Raw genomic sequence first — 17143 nt, forward strand, 5'->3', positions numbered from 1 at the left:
GTGGCCGGCGCGCGGCCTGCGGGCTCGCGGGCGGCGGTGCGGCCGCCGGGCTGGCGGGCCGGGGCGGGTGCCGGCGCGGCCTTGGCCGCGGGCACCTCGGTCTCGTCATGGCTGAACAGGTCCAGCACCGCGGGCGCCACCTCGGCCGCTGCAGGTTGCTTGGCGGCGCGTTTGCCGGTCTTGGGCGCGGCCTGCGAATCGAAGTCGGCGGAAGCGAGTACGGCTGCTTTGCGGGTCGGCGGCTTGGGCAGGGGCATGGGCGGTGGGCTTTTCAGGCTCGTAGAAACGACAAAGCCGCGCAGGGGCCTGCGCGGCTTTGGAGGGGGATGGACGCGGGGTCGCAACAACTCACGAACATGCGGCGCATTATGCGCCGGGGTTCATGACCGTTGCGGGGCGTGCTCAGGCGGCGAGTTTCAAGGCGTTCACCGCCTTGATCACTTCTTCGACGTGGCCGGCGACCTTCAGGCCGCGCCACTCGGCACGCAGCACGCCGTTGGCGTCGATCAGGAAGGTGCTGCGCTCGATGCCCTTGACCTTCTTGCCGTACATGATCTTGTTCTTCACCACGCCGAACATGTGGCAGAGCTTCTCTTCGGTGTCGGCGATCAGTTCGAACGGCAGGTCGAGCGCCTGCTTGAACTTCTCGTGCGAGGCCATGTTGTCGCGCGACACGCCGAAGACCACGGCGCCGGCGGCCACCAGCTCCTTGTGGTGGTCACGAAACTGCATTGCTTCGGTGGTGCAGCCGGGGGTGTTGTCCTTCGGGTAGAAGTACAGGATCACCGTCTGACCGGCATACGCCTGGGGTGTGAATTTCACACCGCCCGTGGCAAGCGCTTCAAACTCCGGGAGGGCTTTATTGAGGGCTGGCGTCATGAAGGCGGATCTCTTCTATGGGGTTACCTGACGGTGCAGGAACAACCCTCGATTATACGGGGGTCGTACGACGAGCTCGGTTTCGTGAGGTTTGAACTTGCCTTGCCGGTGAGGATTCACTGCGCTGGCAGCAACAGGGCCGCGACGACCGATCGGCCTTCGCTGGCAAGCACGTTGTAGGTGCGGCAGGCGGCCGCGGTATCCATCGTCTCCACGCCGATGCGCCGCTCGATCAGCGAGCGCTGCAGCGCCGGGCTGACGAAGCGCAGCTGCGGGCCCGAGCCGAAGATCACCAGTTCGGGCTGCAGCGACAGCACCTGCTCGAAGTGCGCCGCGGTGAGTTCCGCGAGCGCGCCCACGGGCCATGCCAGCGCCTGGCCGCGCCAGGGCACCAGCACGCTGGCGGTCCAGGGCGTGCCGTTGACCCACAGGCGCCCGGGCTCCACGCGCGAGATGCTGTTGACGCCTTCGAGATGGTCGGGTTGGAATTTCATACGTGCTCTAATTATCGGTTCTTCGGAGAATCCCCCTGTGAAGCCTCTCTCAAAGTCCACCAAGCTCGCCGACGTGTGTTACGACATTCGTGGACCCGTCCTGGCCAAGGCCCGGCAGATGGAGGACGAGGGGCAGAAGATCATCAAGCTCAACATCGGCAACGTGGCCGCGTTCGGGCTGGAGCCGCCCGACGAGATCGTGCAGGACATGATCCGCAACCTGCCGCACACGGCGGGCTACACCGACAGCCTGGGCCTGTTTGCGCCGCGCAAGGCGGTGGTGCACTACACGCAGCAAAAGCAGATCAAGGGCGTCACGGTCGACGACGTCTACCTGGGCAACGGTGTTTCCGAGCTCATCACGATGAGCCTGAACGCGCTGCTCAACAACGGCGACGAGGTGCTGCTGCCTTCGCCCGACTACCCGCTGTACACCGCCTCGGTGGCGCTGTCCGGCGGCACGCCGGTGCACTACATGTGCGACGAGCAGAGCGACTGGCTGCCGGACATCGCCGACATCCGCTCGAAGATCACGGCCAACACCAAGGCCATCGTCGTCATCAACCCGAACAACCCGACCGGCGCGCTGTACCCCGAGAGCGTGCTGCGCGAGATCGTGCAGGTGGCGCGCGAGCACCAGCTGCTGATCCTGGCCGACGAGATCTATGACAAGACGCTGTACGACGGCGCGGTGCACACCAGCATCGCCTCGCTGGCCGACGACGTGCTGTGCATCACCTACAACGGGCTGTCCAAGAACTACCGCAGCTGCGGCTACCGCGCCGGCTGGATGGTGGTGTCGGGCGACAAGCGCCATGCACGCGACTACATCGAGGGCCTGAACATGCTGGCCTCGATGCGGCTGTGCGCCAACACGCCGGGCCAGCTCGCCATCCAGACCGCGCTGGGCGGCTACCAGAGCATCAACGACCTGGTGGCGCCCACGGGCCGGCTGTGCCGCCAGCGCGACCTGGCCTACGAGCTGCTGACTCAGATCCCGGGCGTGAGCGTGGTCAAGCCCAAGGCCGCGCTGTACATGTTCCCGCGGCTGGACCCGCGCATGTACCCGATCCAGAACGACCAGCAGTTCGCCTACGAGTTGCTGGCCGAGGAGAAAGTGCTGATCGTGCAGGGCACGGGCTTCAACTGGCCCACGCCCGACCACTTCCGCATCGTGTTCCTGCCCAATTCCGACGACCTGGCCGAGGCCATCGGCCGCATCGCGCGCTTCCTCGAGCACTACCGCAAGAGACATTCCCAATGAAACCGATTCGGATCGCCGTGCTCGGCGCTGGCGTGGTGGCCAGCGGCGTGGTGCATGTGCTGCAACGCAACCAGGCTGAGATCCAGCGCCGCGCCGGCCGCGGGCTGGAAGTGGTGTCCATCACCGCGCGCAACACCGCCAAGGCCACCGAGGCGCTGGGTGCGTCCGGCGTGCCGATCGACCACGGCTTCGAGGCCGCGGTGCGCCGGCCCGACGTGGACATCGTGGTCGAGCTGATCGGCGGCACCGACCGCGCGCGCGCGCTGGTGCTGGCCGCGATCGAGGCCGGCAAGCACGTGGTCACCGCCAACAAGGCGCTGCTGGCGGTGCATGGCAGCGAGATCTTCGCGGCGGCCAGCGCACGCGGCGTGATGGTCGGCTTCGAGGCGGCGGTGGCCGGCGGCATCCCCATCATCAAGGCGCTGCGCGAGGGCCTGACGGCCAACCGCATCGAGTGGATCGCCGGGATCATCAACGGCACCACCAACTTCATCCTCAGCGAGATGCGCAGCAAGGGCCTGGACTTCGCCACCGTGCTGGCCGAAGCGCAGCGCCTGGGTTATGCCGAAGCCGACCCCACCTTCGACATCGAAGGCGTGGACGCCGCCCACAAGCTCACGCTGATGAGCGCCATCGCCTTCGGCGTGCCGGTGCAGTTCGACAAGGCCTATGTCGAGGGCATCACCAAGCTGCAGGCGGCCGACATCCGCTATGCCGAGCAGCTGGGCTACCGCATCAAGCTGCTGGGCATCACCCGCTGCCGCGACGACGGCATCGAGCTGCGCGTGCACCCCACGCTGGTGCCGGCCAAGCGCCTCATCGCCAATGTGGAAGGCGCGATGAACGCGGTGGTGGTGCAGGGCGATGCCGTGGGCACCACGCTGTACTACGGCAAGGGCGCCGGCAGCGAGCCCACCGCCAGCGCCGTGGTGGCCGACCTGGTCGACATCACCCGGCTGCACACCGCCGACCCCGACCACCGCGTGCCGCACCTGGCCTTCCAGCCCGATGCGATGAGCGACGCGCCCATCCTGCCGATCGAGCAGGTGCGCACCGCCTTCTACCTGCGCCTGGTGGTGGCCGACGAGACTGGGGTGCTGAGCCGCATCACCACCATCCTGGCCGAGCTGGACATCTCCATCGACGCGGTGCTGCAGCGCGAATCCGCCGAAGGCGAGCGGCAGACCGACCTCATCATCCTGACGCACGACACCGTGGAAGGCCGCATGCGCAAGGCGCTTGCGCAGATGCAGGCGCTGCCCACGGTGCTGGCGCCCATCGTCGCGCTGCGCAAGGAAGAACTGGCCTGACCGTGAAATACATCAGCACCCGCGGCAACACCGACCGCCGCAGCTTCAGCGAGATCCTGCTCGAAGGCCTGGCGCCCGACGGCGGCCTGTACCTGCCCGAGCGCTATCCGCACATCGAGGACGCCACGATGAACCGCTGGCGCACGCTGTCGTATGCGGACCTGGCGTTCGAGATCCTGTCGCTGTACATCGACGACATCCCGGCCGACGACCTGCGGGCGCTGACGCACAAGACCTACACCCATGCGGTGTTCGGCACCGAGGCCATCGTGCCGCTGAAGCCGCTGGAGCCGGGGCTGGCGCTGGAGGCGCTGTCCAACGGGCCCACGCTGGCCTTCAAGGACATGGCGATGCAGCTGCTGGGCCACCTGTTCGAGTACGAACTGGCCCGCCGCGGCGAGACGCTCAACATCCTGGGCGCCACCTCGGGCGACACCGGCAGCGCCGCCGAGTACGCGATGCGCGGCAAGCAGGGCGTGCAGGTGTTCATGCTGAGCCCGCATGGCCGCATGAGCCCGTTCCAGCAGGCGCAGATGTTCAGCCTGCAGGACGAGAACATCCACAACATCGCCATCGAAGGCGTGTTCGACGACTGCCAGGACATCGTCAAGGCGGTGAGCAACGACCTGCCGTTCAAGCGCGCGCACCGCATCGGCACCGTCAACTCGATCAACTGGGCGCGGCTGCTGGCGCAGGTGGTGTACTACTTCGCCGGCTATTTCCAGGCCACGCAGCACAACCAGGAACGGGTGAGCTTCGCGGTGCCTTCGGGCAACTTCGGCAACATCTGCGCCGGCCACGTGGCCCGCATGATGGGCCTGCCGATCGAGCGGCTGATCCTGGCCACCAACGAGAACGACGTGCTGGACGAGTTCTTCCGCACCGGCACCTACCGCGTGCGCAAGGGCCACGAGACGCACGAGACCTCCAGCCCGTCGATGGACATCAGCAAGGCGAGCAACTTCGAGCGCTTCGTCTTCGACCTGATGAACCGCGACGGCGAGCAGGTGCGCCACCTGTTCGGCGAGGAGGTGGAGCAGGCCGGCGTGTTCAGCCTCAAGCCCGATGAATTCGAGCGCATCGCGTCCTTCGGCTTCGTGTCGGGCAAGAGCACCCATGCCGACCGGCTGCGCACCATCCGCGACACCTGGGAGCACTACGGCGTGATGATCGACACCCACACCGCCGACGGCCTGAAGGTGGCGCGTGAGCAGTCGCTGGCCGGCACCACCACGCTGGTGCTGGAAACCGCGCTGCCGGTGAAGTTCGCCGAGACGATCCGCGAGGCGCTGGGCCGCGAGCCCGACCGCCCGGCTGCGCTGCAGGGCATCGAGGACCTGCCCAAGCGCTTCACCGTGATGCCGGCCGATCCGCAGGGCGTCAAGGCCTACATCTCGGCCCGCGTCAGCACTTGATCCAGCAGGCAGTGCCCGTGAAGGTGGTGGGTTTCGCCGGCCCGTCCAACGTCGGCAAGACCACGCTGATCACCGGCGTGCTGGCCGCGCTGAAGGCGTCGGGCCGGCGGGTGTCGGTGCTCAAGCATGCGCACAAGCGCTTCGACGTCGACCAGCCCGGCAAGGACAGCTGGCGCCACCGCGAGGCCGGTGCCTTCGAGGTGCTGCTGGCTTCGCAGAAGCGGCTGGCGCTGCTGCGCGAGTACGACGCCGAGACCGAACCATCGGTGCACCAGCTGCTGGCCGAGCTGTCGCCCTGCGACTGGGTGCTGGTCGAAGGCTTCAAGCATGCCGACCTGCCGAAGATCGAGGTGCGCCGCGCCGCCGCGCCCGAGCAGATGGCGCCGCTCTACACCGACGATCCCTTCGTGGTGGCGCTGGCCACCGACAGCCCGCCGCCGGTGGCCACGTCGCTGCCGCAGCTTTCCATCGACGATCCCGCCGCGGTGGCGCAATGGCTGCTGCAATCGGGCGACCGCTTCGACTACCGGCCGGAGCACCACTTTCCCGACGAGGCTGCATGACCCCATCCCCCGAGCGTTCCCCGCTGATGTCGCTGGACGAGGCGCTGCGCCTGCTGGGCGAGGGCGCCCGCGCCGCGGCGATCACCGACACCGAGACGCTGTCCACCTTCGATGCGCTGGGCCGCGTGCTGGCCGCCGAGGTGCGCTCCGGCCTGGACGTGCCGCCGCAGGACAACACTGCGATGGACGGCTACGCCGTGCGCGTGGCCGACGTGCAGGCCGAAGGCACCGTGCTGCCGGTGAGCCAGCGCATCCCCGCCGGCACCGTGGGCCAGCCGCTGCAGCCCGGCACCGCGGCGCGCATCTTCACCGGCGCGCAGATCCCGGCCGGCGCCGATGCGGTGGTGATGCAGGAACGCTGTGAGGCGGTGGCAGGCGGGGCGGGTGACCTCGGCAGCGTGCGCGTGAACCTGCTGCCCACGCCGGGCCTCTCGATCCGCCGCCGTGGCGAGGATGTGCGCAGCGGCGCCGTGGTGCTGGAGCGCGGCCAGCGCCTGTCGCCGCAGGCGCTGGGCCTGGCCGCCTCGGTGGGCGCCGCCACGGTGCAGGTGCTGCGCCGGCCGCGGGTGGCACTGTTTTCCACCGGCGACGAGCTGGTGATGCCCGACGAGGTGCCGCCCGAGCGCATGCCGCCGGGCGCGATCTACAACTCCAACCGCTTCACGTTGCGCGGGCTGCTGCAGTCGGCCGGCTGCGAGGTGACCGACCTGGGCATCGTGGCCGACCGGCTGGACGCCACGCGGCAGGCGCTGCGCACGGCGGCCGAGGGGCACGACCTGATCCTCACCTGCGGTGGCGTGTCGGTGGGCGACGAAGACCATGTGAAGCCCGCCGTGCAGGCCGAGGGCCGGCTGGCGCTGTGGCAGCTGGCGATCAAGCCGGGCAAGCCGCTGGCCTTTGGCGCGGTGAACCGGGCCGGCGGTGGCGAAGCCTTGTTCGTCGGCCTGCCGGGCAACCCGGTGTCGGCCTTCATCACCTTCATGGTGGCGGTGCGCCCGGTGCTGCAGGCGCTGCAGGGCCTGCCGGCCACGCTGCCGCGCGCCATGCAGGCCCGCGCCGGCTTCGACTGGCTGCGGCCCGACAAGCGGCGCGAGTTCCTGCGCGTGCGCTTCGATGAGGCCAGCGGCGCGCTGGTGCTGTTCAGCAACCAGGGCTCGGGCGTGCTCACGTCCACCGTCTGGGCCGACGGCCTGGTGGACAACCCGCCCGGCCAGGCCATCGCGAAGGGCGACACCGTCGCCTTCCTGCCGATGCAGGCGCTGGTGGGCACCTGAGCGGGCCGGCGCGATGAAGGTGCAGGTGCGTTACTTCGCCTCGCTGCGCGAGGCACTGGGCAGCGGCGAGGCCGTCGAGCTGCCCGCCGGCAGCCGCGTGGCCGACCTGCGCGCCGCACTGGTGACGCGCAGCCCGCTGCATGCCGAGAAGCTGGGCGCCGGCCGCGCGGTGCGCTGTGCGGTCGACCAGCTGATGTGCCAGGACGAAGCCCAGCCGCTGCCCGAGGGCGCCGAGGTGGCGTTCTTCCCTCCGGTCACCGGCGGCTGAAGGCGGGCTTCAGCCTGCCGCGGCCAGCCGGCCGAGATCGGCCACCAAGCCTTCGATGCGCTGCTGCAGCGCCGCCGACACCGGCCGCATCGGCGCGCGCAGCTCGTTCTTCAGCAGGCCTTGCGCCGCCAGCGCGGCCTTGGCCGGTGCCGGGTTGGGCTCGGCGAAGGCGGCGTCGATCCAGGGCAGCAGTGCCTGCCACAGCCGGCGCGCGGCGGGCAGGTCGCCGGCCAGCAGCTGCTCGCGCAGCCGCACGAAGAGCCGCGGGTGCAGATGGGCCGAGGCCGAGATGCTGCCCGCGCCGCCTGCGCACAGCGTGGCGAAGATGTTCACGTCGTCGCCCGCCAGCACCTGCAGCCGGCCGTCGTCGATCAGCGCCTGCGTGTCGGCAGCGCAGCCACCGCAGTCCTTCAGGCCGGTGATGCGCTCATGCGCCGCCAGCGCCAGCGCCGTCTCGCGCTGGATGCGGGTGCCGGTGCGCGAAGGAATGTCGTAGAGCACCACCGGCAGCGGCGAGGCATCGGCCAGCATGCTGAAGAAGTCGATCACGCCGGCCTGCGGCGGCTTGACGTACAGCGGCGGCGGCACCAGGAAGCCCTGCACGCCGCATTCGGCCCACTGCAGCAGTTCGTCGCGCACCGCGGCCGGCGCGCTGCCGGCCACGCCCATCAGCACCGGCAGGCCGGCCCGCTCGGCCATCACCGCCTGCAGCACCTGGCGCTGCTCCGCCTCGCTCAGCAGCGCCGCTTCGCCGGTGCTGCCGCACACCACGTAGCCGGCGATGCCGCCGGTCGCCAGCGTGGCCACCAGCCGGCGCAGCGCCGGCAGGTCGACACGGCCGCCGTCGAAGGGAGTGACGAGGGGGATCCACACACCTGAAAGATCGAGCACGAACAGTTCTCCTGGTTGCGACCGCAAGGGGCAAACCGTGTGCGCGTGGCGGCTCAGCGGGTGGGTGGCAGCGGGGAGCAGGGGGGTGGAGCGGGGCGGCCAGGTCCGTTGCGTCGCGCATCCGAACACGGAACCGCAGCTCCGGTCAGAAGCGCCGCAGTTTTTTGAGGCCCAGGCTTGCGCCCAGGTCGCCGAAGCGGGCTGGGGACAAGGTGTTGCCGGGCATGGGGCTGAATTCTAGATGCCACAATCCCGCAAATGCAGATGGAAATAGCGCACACCTCCGCCGCCGGCCAGGCCCGGCCGCGGGTGCGTGTGCAGGCCGCCGATTTCGACCTGTCCGCCGAAGTGGCCGAGCTGCGTGCCGGCGATGCCGGCATCGGCGCGGTGGCCGCCTTCGTCGGCACGGTGCGCGACCGCGACGGCAGTGCCGCACAGGCCGCCGCGCCGGTCAGCCTGCTGGAGCTGGAGCACTATCCCGGCATGACCGAGCGCGCGATCGAGGCCATGATCGACGAGGCGCAGCGCCGCTTCGGCATCCGCGGCGCGCGGGTGGTGCATCGCATCGGCCCGCTGGCGCTGAACGAGCAGATCGTGCTGGTGGCCGTGGCCGCCGCGCACCGCGGCGAGGCCTTCCAGGCCTGCGAGTTCCTGATGGACTACCTGAAGACCCAGGCCCCGTTCTGGAAGAAGGAACACAGCGCCGACGGCGCCCGCTGGGTGGATGCCCGCGTGGCCGACGATGCCGCCGCCGCTCGCTGGGGCCTGCCGGCGACCAACCTCGCCGGCAGCGTTGCCGGGCTTCCACCCGCCCTGCCGGCGGTGCAGCCCGCATGACGGCCGCCCTCGGCGCGGTGCCCTGGACCACCGTGGCGGCGATCGGCATCGGCGCGGCCGCCGGTGCGCTGGCCCGCTTTGCCGCCGGGCTGTGGTTCAACGGCCTGTGGCGCGGCTTTCCGCTGGGCACGCTGCTGGTGAATTGCGTGGGCGGCTTCCTGGTCGGCGCGGCGATGGTGCTGTTCGCACGCCACCCGGACGAGACGCTGCGCCACCTTGCAGTCACCGGCTTCCTCGGTGGGCTCACCACCTTCTCGGCCTTCTCCGGCGAATCGCTGGGCCTGCTGCAGCGCGGCGAGCTGCCGATGGCCGCGGCCCATACCCTGTCCCACGTGCTGGGCGCGCTGCTGTGCGCCAGCCTCGGCTTCCTGCTCGCGCGGGCGGCGCTGCGCCCATGAACGCACCCATCGACGCGGCGATGAAACTGCCCGCCCAGGCCGATCCCGCCGCCGCGCGCCTGGCGCTTCGCGCGGCACTAGGCCGCTATGCCACCGGCGTGACCATCATCACCTGCCGCGACGCCGACGGCGCGCCGGTGGGGCTGACGGCCAATTCCTTCAGCGCGCTGTCGCTCGATCCGCCGCTGGTGCTGTGGTCGCTGCGCCAGGCCAGCGGCAGCCTGGCGCCGTTCTCGGCGGCGCCGGTGTTCGCGGTCAACGTGCTGGCGGAAGACCAGGTCGAGCTGTCGCGGCGCTTCGCGTCGTCGGTGGCCGACAAGTTCCAGGGCGGCGACTGGCGCGACGGGGCGCACGGCGCGCCGGTGCTGGCCGGCTGCGCCGCGGTGTTCGAGTGCGCGCTGACGGCGCAGCAGACGGCCGGCGACCATGTGCTGTTCATCGGCCAGGTGCTGGCCCACTGCCATGCGGCCGAGACGGCGCCGCTGGTATTCCACGCCGGGCACTATCACGACCTGGGCGACCGGCTGTAGCCACCGTCGATGCGCCAGGCCTTGACCTGGCGCAACTTGAAAACGGGGCCAGAGCGCCTCATGTCTCTCGCAATCGGAGGTCAAACCCCATGCGAATCGACAAGCTCACCACCGCCTTCCAACAGGCCCTGGCCGAAGCGCAGACGCTCGCCGTCACGCGCGACAACCCCTACATCGAACCGGCCCACGTGCTGGCCGCTATGCTGGTGCAACCCGACGGGCCCAAGGCCCTGCTCGACCGCGCCGGCGCCAACACCGCCGCGCTGAAAACGGCCATGGACACCGCCGTGGCCGGCCTGCCGCAGGTGCAGGGCCAGGGCCAGGTGGTCCAGCCCGGCCGCGACCTGGTGGCGCTGCTGCAGGCGGCCGAGAAGGAAGCCGGCAAGCGCGGCGACCAGTTCATCGCCAGCGAGATGTTCCTGCTGGCGCTGGCCGATGCCAAGACCGACCTGGGCGGCATCGTGCGTGGCCACGGCGTCACCCGCAAGTCGCTCGAAGCCGCCATCGATGCGGTGCGCGGCGGTGCCAAGGTGGACTCGGCCGAGGCCGAGGGCCAGCGCGAGGCGCTCAAGAAATACACGCTCGACCTGACCGAGCGCGCCCGCCAGGGCAAGCTCGATCCGGTGATCGGCCGCGACGACGAGATCCGCCGCGCGATCCAGGTGCTGCAGCGCCGCAGCAAGAACAACCCGGTGCTGATCGGCGAGCCCGGCGTCGGCAAGACGGCCATCGTCGAGGGCCTGGCGCAGCGCATCGTCAATGGCGAGGTGCCCGAGAGCCTGAAGGACAAGCGCGTGCTGGTGCTGGACATGGCCGGCCTGCTGGCCGGTGCCAAGTACCGCGGCGAGTTCGAGGAACGCCTGAAGGGCGTGCTGAAGGAAGTGTCGGCCGACCAGGGCCGCATCATCCTGTTCATCGACGAGCTGCACACTATGGTGGGCGCCGGCAAGGCCGAGGGCGCGATGGACGCCGGCAACATGCTCAAGCCCGCCCTGGCGCGTGGCGAGCTGCACTGCATCGGCGCCACCACGCTGGACGAATACCGCAAGTACGTCGAGAAGGACGCCGCGCTGGAGCGCCGCTTCCAGAAGGTGCTGGTGGGCGAGCCCACGGTGGAGGCCACCATCGCCATCCTGCGCGGCCTGCAGGAGAAGTACGAGGTGCACCACGGCGTGGAGATCACCGACCCGGCCATCGTGGCCGCGGCCGAGCTGAGCCACCGCTACATCACCGACCGCTTCCTGCCCGACAAGGCGATCGACCTGATCGACGAGGCGGCGGCCAAGATCAAGATCGAGATCGACTCCAAGCCCGAGGTGATGGACCGGCTGGACCGCCGCGTCATCCAGCTCAAGATCGAGCGCGAGGCGATGAAGAAGGAGCACGACGAAGGCTCGCAGCGCCGCCTGGGCCTGATCGAGGAAGAGCTGGTCAAGCTGCAGCGCGAGTACGCCGACCTGGAGGAGATCTGGAAGAGCGAAAAGGCCGCGGCGCAGGGCTCGGCCCACGTGAAGGAAGAGATCGACCGCATCAAGTTCCAGATCGAGGAATTCAAGCGCAAGGGCGACTTCAACAAGGTGGCCGAGCTGCAGTACGGCAAGCTGCCGGGGCTGGAGTCGCGGCTGAAGGAAGCCCAGGCCAAGGAAGCCGGCAAGGCCGCCGGCGCCAAGGACGGCAAGGGCGGCCCGCAGCTGCTGCGCACCATGGTGGGCGCGGAAGAGATCGCCGAGGTGGTTTCGCGCGCCACCGGCATCCCGGTGAACAAGCTGATGCAGGGTGAGCGCGACAAGCTGCTGCAGATGGAGGCCAGGCTGCACGAGCGCGTGGTGGGCCAGGACGAGGCCATCGTGGCCGTGGCCGACGCCATCCGGCGCTCGCGCGCGGGCCTCTCCGACCCCAACCGGCCGCTGGGCAGCTTTCTGTTCCTGGGCCCCACCGGCGTGGGCAAGACCGAGCTGTGCAAGGCGCTGGCCGGCTTCCTGTTCGACTCCACCGACCACATGATCCGGGTCGACATGAGCGAGTACATGGAGAAGCACTCGGTCAGCCGGCTGATCGGTGCGCCCCCGGGCTACGTGGGCTACGACGAAGGCGGCGCGCTGACCGAGGCCGTGCGGCGCAAGCCTTACAGCGTGGTGCTGCTCGACGAGGTGGAAAAGGCCCACCCCGACGTGTTCAACGTGCTGCTGCAGGTGCTGGACGACGGCCGGCTGACGGATGGCCAGGGCCGCACCGTGGACTTCAAGAACACGGTGATCGTGATGACCAGCAACCTGGGCTCGCACCTCATCATGCAGATGGCGGGGCAGGACAGCGAGCTGATCCGCGAGGCGGTGTGGGGCGAGGTGAAGGAGCATTTCCGGCCCGAGTTCCTGAACCGCATCGACGAGACGGTGGTGTTCCATGCGCTGGACCGCCAGCACATCGAGAACATCGCGAAGATCCAGCTCAAGGGCCTGGAAGCACGGCTCGAGAAGATGGAGATGAAGCTCGACGTCTCGCCCGAGGCGCTGAAGGAACTGGCCAAGGTGGGCTTCGACCCGGCCTTCGGAGCGCGGCCGCTCAAGCGGGCGATCCAGCAGCGCATCGAGAACCCGGTCGCCAAGCTCATCCTGGAAGGCCGCTTCGGGCCGAAGGACGTGATCCCGGTCAACCTGCGCGAGGGCGACTTCTCCTTCGAGCGCGTGGTTCACTGACGTGGACACCCAAAATACCCATTTCGGGTATTTTGGGTAAGATGGCGGACATTCCTCCTGGAGCTCCGCCATGTCCGCCTTGCCCGCCGCGATCGCCAGTTCCAGCCCGCAGGCCCGCTCGCGCCAGCGCATGCAGGCGCTGCCCAGCGTCTCCGCCACGCAGCTGGTCTCGGGCATGAACAAGGTCACCAGCACGGTGATGGCCCACGGCGCGGTGGTGGTTACCCGCCATGAGCAGCCGGCGATGGTGCTGATGTCGGTGGAGCGCTACCTGGCGCTGCAGCAGGCCGCCGAGCCCGACCTGGACCAGCTCACCCGCCGCTTCGACGAGATGTACCAGCGCATGCAGGCGCCCGGCGTGGCCGACCGCATGGCCGATGCCTTCGCGATGACGCCCGATCAACTGGCCGATGCCGCGCTGGCGGCCGTGCAGGCCGACGGCGGCGGCACTCCCGCCGCCCGGTGAGCGCCGCGCGCCTGTACGTGCTGGCCGGCGTCAACGGCGCCGGCAAGAGCAGCATAGGCGGCGCCGCGCTGCAGGCTGCCGGCGTCCCTTACTTCAATCCCGACATCGCTGCACGCAACTTGCGGCAGGCCGATGCCTCGCTGGGGCTGGAAGCCGCCAATGCGCAGGCCTGGCAGCTCGGCCTGCGCGGGCTGCAGCGTGCGCTGGCCGAAGGCGGCACCTATGCGATGGAAACCACGCTGGGCGGCCGCACGCTGCCGGCACTGCTGCTGCAGGGCGCGCAGCAGGGCGCCGAGCTGCACCTGTGGTTTGCCGGCCTGGCCACGCCCGAGCTGCACCTGCAGCGGGTGCGCAGCCGGGTGGCGGCCGGCGGCCACGACATCCCCGAGGCCAGGATCCGCGAGCGCTTCGACAGCAGCCGCGCCAACCTGGTGAAGCTGCTGCCGCAGCTGGCCAGCCTGCGGCTGTACGACAACAGTGCCGAGGGCGATCCGCACCAGGGCCGGCGGCCGGCGCCGGTGCTGCTGCTGCACCTGCAGCGCGGGCGCATCGTGCAGCAGGCGCCGCTGCCGCAGGTGGGTGAGTGGGCCAAGCCGCTGCTGGCGGCGGCCTGGGCCTTGCCAGGCGCGCTGGGTTGAGCGCCTCGGGCCGCTTCAGGCGGCCAGCTTGGGCGCCGGCTTGGCGCGCTCCCGCGCGCTGACGAAATCGAAGGCATGCTGCACCGCCGAGGCGATCATCTGGGCATTGGCCGCACGCTCGGCTTCGGTCAGGTAGAACAGGTAGTCCACCTTGTGGCGGATGTAGCGCGGCTGCACCCGGTTGAGCGCGATGCAGGCCACGTCGATCAGCAGCTCATGCCGGGCGGCCACCTCGGGGAAGCGGGCCGACATCTCGACGACGGCTTCGAACACGCTGCTCTCGTGGTGGTTGTGGATGGAAGAAAAGTCCAGGCTCATGACGTCTCCGTTGGCGGCAGTGGTGCCGGTGGCGGCGGTCATTGTGGGCAGCGGAGCACGACGATGTCCCCCGAATAGGGGAGGCAAAACCGGGCTTTCGTCACGGCCCGGGCTGCAACGCGGCGCCGAAGAAGCGCGCCGGCGGCATGCCCACCGAGCGGCGGACCATCGCGGTGAAGGCGCTGGCGCTGGCATAGCCCAGGTCGGCGGCGATGCGCTTCATCGGGTGCTTGTGCGCCGCCATCGCCACCGCCTTGGCCAGCAGCACCTGTTGGCGCCACTGGCCGAAGCTGGTGCCCAGCTCCTGCTGGAACAGGCGGGCCACGGTGCGGGCGCTGGCGCCGGTATCGCGGGCCCAGCCTTCCAGCGTGGCGTGGCGGGTGGGGTCGTCCAGCACCGCCTCGCACAGCATGCGCAGGCGGGCATCGGCGGGCAGGTCCACGCCCAGCTTCACCGGCCGGGCGCGGCGCAGCTCGTCCAGGGCCAGTGCATTCAACCGCGCCTCGCGGGCCTGGGCCTCGCGGTCCAGCACCAGCGGGCGGGCCAGGCCGTCGGGGCGGGCGTCCATCGCCATCACCAGCGCGCGCAGCAGGTCGGTCACCTCCAGCACCCGGCACTGGCGCCAGGCGGCTTCCTCGGCACGCGGCACCTGCGGGCCGCAGCGGCCGGGCGGCTGGTGGAAGTACAGCGTCATCAGGTCGGTTTCGCTCAGCACCGTGACCGCGTGCTCCATGCCGGGCGGCACCCAGACCGCGCGTGACGGCGGCACGATGTAGCTGCCGTCGGCGGTGGTGAGCCGCGTGACGCCGGTGGCCGAGAAGGCGAACTGCGCCCAGTGGTGCGCATGCGGCACCACGAACTGCTCCGGCGTCAGGCGGTGGCGCTTGGCGCGCACCGGCCGCCCCGCGGTGGGCGTGAACAGGTGCGGCGTCAGCGGGCCGATGCGTTGCGGTGTCGGGCTTGGCATGATCTCGACAGAAGTTGGCCGCCTATCGTAAAGCTGCCGAGGTGCCGCCGCCTACCATCGCCGGCATGAGCACACTCGCAGCACCGCCCGTTCCCCTGCGGCAGGACGCCACCTTCATCGGCCTGGTGGGCATCGCCCACCTCATCAGCCACTACAGCCAGCTGCTGCTGGCGCCGCTGTTCCCGTGGCTGAAGGACGAGTTCGCCGTCAGCTATACGCAGCTGGGCTTCCTGCTCACCATCTTCTTCGTGGTGAGCTGCGTGGTGCAGGCGGTGTCGGGCTTCGCGGTGGACCGCTTCGGGCCGCGGCCCATCCTGTTCATGGGGCTGGGGCTGCTGGGCGCCGCCGCGCTGGGCTATGCCACCAGCCACAGCTACGCCATGCTGGCCTTCTGGTCGGCGGTGGCGGGCGTGGGCAACGGCGTGTTCCATCCGGTGGACTACACGCTGCTCAACCGCAGGATCGGCAAGGCGCGGCTGGGCCATGCCTACAGCGTGCACGGCATCACCGGTAGCCTGGGCTGGGCGCTGGCGCCGGCCATGCTGGTGCCGCTGGCGCATGCGTTCAGCTGGCGGGTGGCGCTGATGGCGGCGGCCGCGCTGGCCTTTGGCGTGCTGGCTCTGCTGCTGGTCAACCGCCGGCAGCTGGAACTGCCGCCGCTGCCGGCCACGCCCGCCGCGCGGCCGGGTGCCGCGCCGCTGCAGGCCGAAGGCGCCTTCGACTTCCTGAAGATCCCCGCGGTGTGGATGTGCTTCGCGTTCTTCTTCTTCTATGCCGCGTCGTTGAGCGTGGTGCAGAGCTTCGCACCCGAGGCCGCGCGCCGGCTGCACGAGGTGCCGATGGGCCTGGTGGCCATGTGCCTGACGATCTACATGGTGTGCAGTGCCGGCGGCATGGTGGTGGGCGGCTTCCTGGCGTCCGACCCCGCGCGCTGCGAGCGCATCGTGGGCGCGGCCTTCGGCGTGGCGGCCGCCGTGGCGCTGGTGCTGGGCCTGAGCGACCTGCCGGCCACCGCGGTGCCGGTGCTGTTCGGCGCGATGGGCTTCTTCGCCGGCATTGCCGGGCCGTCGCGCGACCTGCTGGTCAAGCGCTCCTCGCCCGACAACGCCACCGGCCGGGTCTACGGCGTGGTGTATGCGGGGCTGGACATCGGCCAGGCGGTGGCGCCGCTGCTGTTCGGCGCGCTGATGGACCAGGGCCGCTACACCACCGTGTGGATCGGCCTGGCCGCGGTGCAGGGCGTGCTGATCGCCAGCGCTTTCAACGTGCGGCGGGTGCGCCGCACGCAGCGGGTGGTTCAGGCGGCCTGAAGCAGGAACTCCACCTTCACCGCATCGAACGGGAACTCGATGCCGGCGCTGCCGTCGGCGGGGCGGGTGAGCACGCCGGCCTGCAGCAGCGCAGTGACGTCGCCGTGTACCGCCTTCACGTCCCGGCCCACCCGCCGCGCCGCTTCGCGGATGGACACTGGGCCGGCACCGCACAAGGCCTTCAGCAACTCCCAGCGCTTGGCGCTGAGCACCTGCCACAGCAGCTCCGGCGTGGCGAAGCCGATCCGCGTGGCCGCATCGGCACGGCCGCTGTTCATCGCCCGCGCGGCATCGGCCAGCGTGTCGGCCAGAGAACGTACTTCAAGAACGACCGTTTTCATGGTTCCACCTCGTGATGTCCGCGTTGAAATCCTGCATCAGCCGCTCAGGCGTTTCGAACACGCAGTCCGATTCGACCTCACCGACATGACGGTGATCCCCCTTGCCGCGCTCGTTGTCGTAGCGCAGCACGCACCGACCTTGAACCACGTAGGCCAGCCGGTACTTGGAAGGGTGGCCGGATGGCGGCACCGGCGCCGGCAGGCGCCAGACGGCCAGTTCCGCGAACGCGTCTTCTGCCACCACGACGCGGCGGCGGATCAGGGCGATGGCCTTCATGTTGGAG

20 protein-coding genes and 1 pseudogene are annotated in these 17143 nt (G+C 70.0%); 13 read left to right on the forward strand and 8 right to left on the reverse strand.

Translation table 11 applies throughout. From position 1 onward, the window contains the following. The 3 genes and pseudogenes from VO99_RS25365 to VO99_RS25375 all read right to left on the reverse strand — a co-directional run. Positions 1 to 257 (reverse strand): annotated as a pseudogene (locus tag VO99_RS25365) (PhoH family protein); the annotation flags it as partial. 145 nt (positions 258 to 402) lie between these two features. After that, the gene (locus tag VO99_RS25370; RefSeq protein ID WP_046115752.1) at positions 403 to 879 is read right to left on the reverse strand and encodes a peroxiredoxin; all 477 of its coding nucleotides are present in this window, start codon (positions 877 to 879) and stop codon (positions 403 to 405) included. Positions 880 to 995: 116 nt separating this feature from the next. Continuing rightward, complete coding sequence (locus VO99_RS25375) at positions 996 to 1373, reverse strand: Mth938-like domain-containing protein (RefSeq protein ID WP_046115753.1); 378 nt, start codon at positions 1371 to 1373, stop codon at positions 996 to 998. Between the two features lie 37 nt (positions 1374 to 1410). Here VO99_RS25375 and VO99_RS25380 point away from each other — a divergent pair, with 37 nt between their 5' ends. Genes VO99_RS25380 through VO99_RS25405 form a run of 6 tightly spaced genes read left to right on the forward strand, consistent with a single transcriptional unit; the run spans position 1411 to position 7467 of the window. Then, positions 1411 to 2637, forward strand: coding sequence for a pyridoxal phosphate-dependent aminotransferase (locus tag VO99_RS25380; protein WP_046115754.1), 1227 nt, complete (start codon positions 1411 to 1413; stop codon positions 2635 to 2637). Continuing rightward, on the forward strand, positions 2634 to 3947 hold the full coding sequence (locus VO99_RS25385; RefSeq protein ID WP_046115755.1) for a homoserine dehydrogenase: 1314 nt from the start codon (positions 2634 to 2636) through the stop codon (positions 3945 to 3947). Before VO99_RS25380 ends, VO99_RS25385 begins: the two co-directional genes overlap by 4 nt. A gap of 2 nt (positions 3948 to 3949) precedes the next feature. Further along, positions 3950 to 5362: a threonine synthase gene (gene thrC / locus VO99_RS25390; protein WP_046115756.1), complete on the forward strand. Its 1413-nt coding sequence runs from the start codon at positions 3950 to 3952 to the stop codon at positions 5360 to 5362. Positions 5363 to 5379: 17 nt separating this feature from the next. Further along, entirely contained in the window at positions 5380 to 5925 is a 546-nt protein-coding gene (mobB, locus tag VO99_RS25395; protein WP_046115777.1) for a molybdopterin-guanine dinucleotide biosynthesis protein B, read from the forward strand. Then, positions 5922 to 7199, forward strand: coding sequence for a molybdopterin molybdotransferase MoeA (locus VO99_RS25400; RefSeq protein ID WP_046115757.1), 1278 nt, complete (start codon positions 5922 to 5924; stop codon positions 7197 to 7199). The genes mobB and VO99_RS25400 overlap by 4 nt, the downstream gene beginning before the upstream one ends. A gap of 13 nt (positions 7200 to 7212) precedes the next feature. Continuing rightward, positions 7213 to 7467, forward strand: coding sequence for a MoaD/ThiS family protein (locus tag VO99_RS25405; protein ID WP_046115758.1), 255 nt, complete (start codon positions 7213 to 7215; stop codon positions 7465 to 7467). Positions 7468 to 7476: 9 nt separating this feature from the next. Here the strand turns inward: VO99_RS25405 and dapA are convergent, their stop codons facing one another. Continuing rightward, positions 7477 to 8358: a 4-hydroxy-tetrahydrodipicolinate synthase gene (gene dapA, locus VO99_RS25410; RefSeq protein ID WP_157039784.1), complete on the reverse strand. Its 882-nt coding sequence runs from the start codon at positions 8356 to 8358 to the stop codon at positions 7477 to 7479. Positions 8359 to 8616: 258 nt separating this feature from the next. Between dapA and VO99_RS25415 the strand changes: the two genes are divergently transcribed. The 6 genes from VO99_RS25415 to VO99_RS25440 all read left to right on the forward strand — a co-directional run bounded on the left by VO99_RS25415 (position 8617) and on the right by VO99_RS25440 (position 13923). Then, entirely contained in the window at positions 8617 to 9195 is a 579-nt protein-coding gene (locus VO99_RS25415; RefSeq protein WP_232315548.1) for a molybdenum cofactor biosynthesis protein MoaE, read from the forward strand. Then, on the forward strand, positions 9192 to 9593 hold the full coding sequence (locus tag VO99_RS25420) for a CrcB family protein (protein ID WP_046115759.1): 402 nt from the start codon (positions 9192 to 9194) through the stop codon (positions 9591 to 9593). Before VO99_RS25415 ends, VO99_RS25420 begins: the two co-directional genes overlap by 4 nt. Further along, a complete protein-coding gene (locus tag VO99_RS25425; protein ID WP_232315549.1) occupies positions 9590 to 10123 on the forward strand; it encodes a flavin reductase family protein in 534 nt (177 codons plus the stop codon). Before VO99_RS25420 ends, VO99_RS25425 begins: the two co-directional genes overlap by 4 nt. 89 nt (positions 10124 to 10212) lie before the next feature. Further along, positions 10213 to 12819, forward strand: a complete 2607-nt coding sequence (gene clpB / locus VO99_RS25430; protein WP_046115760.1) for an ATP-dependent chaperone ClpB — start codon at positions 10213 to 10215, stop codon at positions 12817 to 12819. A gap of 70 nt (positions 12820 to 12889) precedes the next feature. Continuing rightward, positions 12890 to 13285 (forward strand): type II toxin-antitoxin system Phd/YefM family antitoxin, encoded by a 396-nt coding sequence (locus tag VO99_RS25435; RefSeq protein WP_046115761.1) that lies wholly within the window; start codon positions 12890 to 12892, stop codon positions 13283 to 13285. After that, positions 13282 to 13923, forward strand: a complete 642-nt coding sequence (locus VO99_RS25440; protein ID WP_198157065.1) for an ATPase — start codon at positions 13282 to 13284, stop codon at positions 13921 to 13923. The genes VO99_RS25435 and VO99_RS25440 overlap by 4 nt, the downstream gene beginning before the upstream one ends. Positions 13924 to 13938: 15 nt before the next feature. Here the strand turns inward: VO99_RS25440 and VO99_RS25445 are convergent, their stop codons facing one another. Beyond that, positions 13939 to 14241: a late competence development ComFB family protein gene (locus tag VO99_RS25445; protein ID WP_046115782.1), complete on the reverse strand. Its 303-nt coding sequence runs from the start codon at positions 14239 to 14241 to the stop codon at positions 13939 to 13941. A 100-nt stretch (positions 14242 to 14341) separates the two neighbouring features. Next, positions 14342 to 15208 carry an AraC family transcriptional regulator gene (locus VO99_RS25450; RefSeq protein ID WP_046115762.1) on the reverse strand — a complete coding sequence of 289 codons (867 nt, stop codon included), beginning with the start codon at positions 15206 to 15208 and terminating at the stop codon, positions 14342 to 14344. 65 nt (positions 15209 to 15273) lie between these two features. Here VO99_RS25450 and VO99_RS25455 point away from each other — a divergent pair, with 65 nt between their 5' ends. Further along, a complete protein-coding gene (locus tag VO99_RS25455) occupies positions 15274 to 16518 on the forward strand; it encodes an MFS transporter (protein ID WP_046115763.1) in 1245 nt (414 codons plus the stop codon). Here the strand turns inward: VO99_RS25455 and VO99_RS25460 are convergent. Then, positions 16506 to 16859, reverse strand: a complete 354-nt coding sequence (locus tag VO99_RS25460) for an HVO_A0114 family putative DNA-binding protein (protein WP_046115764.1) — start codon at positions 16857 to 16859, stop codon at positions 16506 to 16508. The genes VO99_RS25455 and VO99_RS25460 overlap by 13 nt on opposite strands. Then, entirely contained in the window at positions 16840 to 17136 is a 297-nt protein-coding gene (locus VO99_RS25465; RefSeq protein ID WP_046115765.1) for a toxin-antitoxin system TumE family protein, read from the reverse strand. Before VO99_RS25465 ends, VO99_RS25460 begins: the two co-directional genes overlap by 20 nt. Positions 17137 to 17143 lie beyond the last annotated feature (7 nt).

This window comes from Aquincola tertiaricarbonis (assembly GCF_000969605.1).
Taxonomy (GTDB): Bacteria; Pseudomonadota; Gammaproteobacteria; order Burkholderiales; family Burkholderiaceae_C; genus Aquincola; species Aquincola tertiaricarbonis.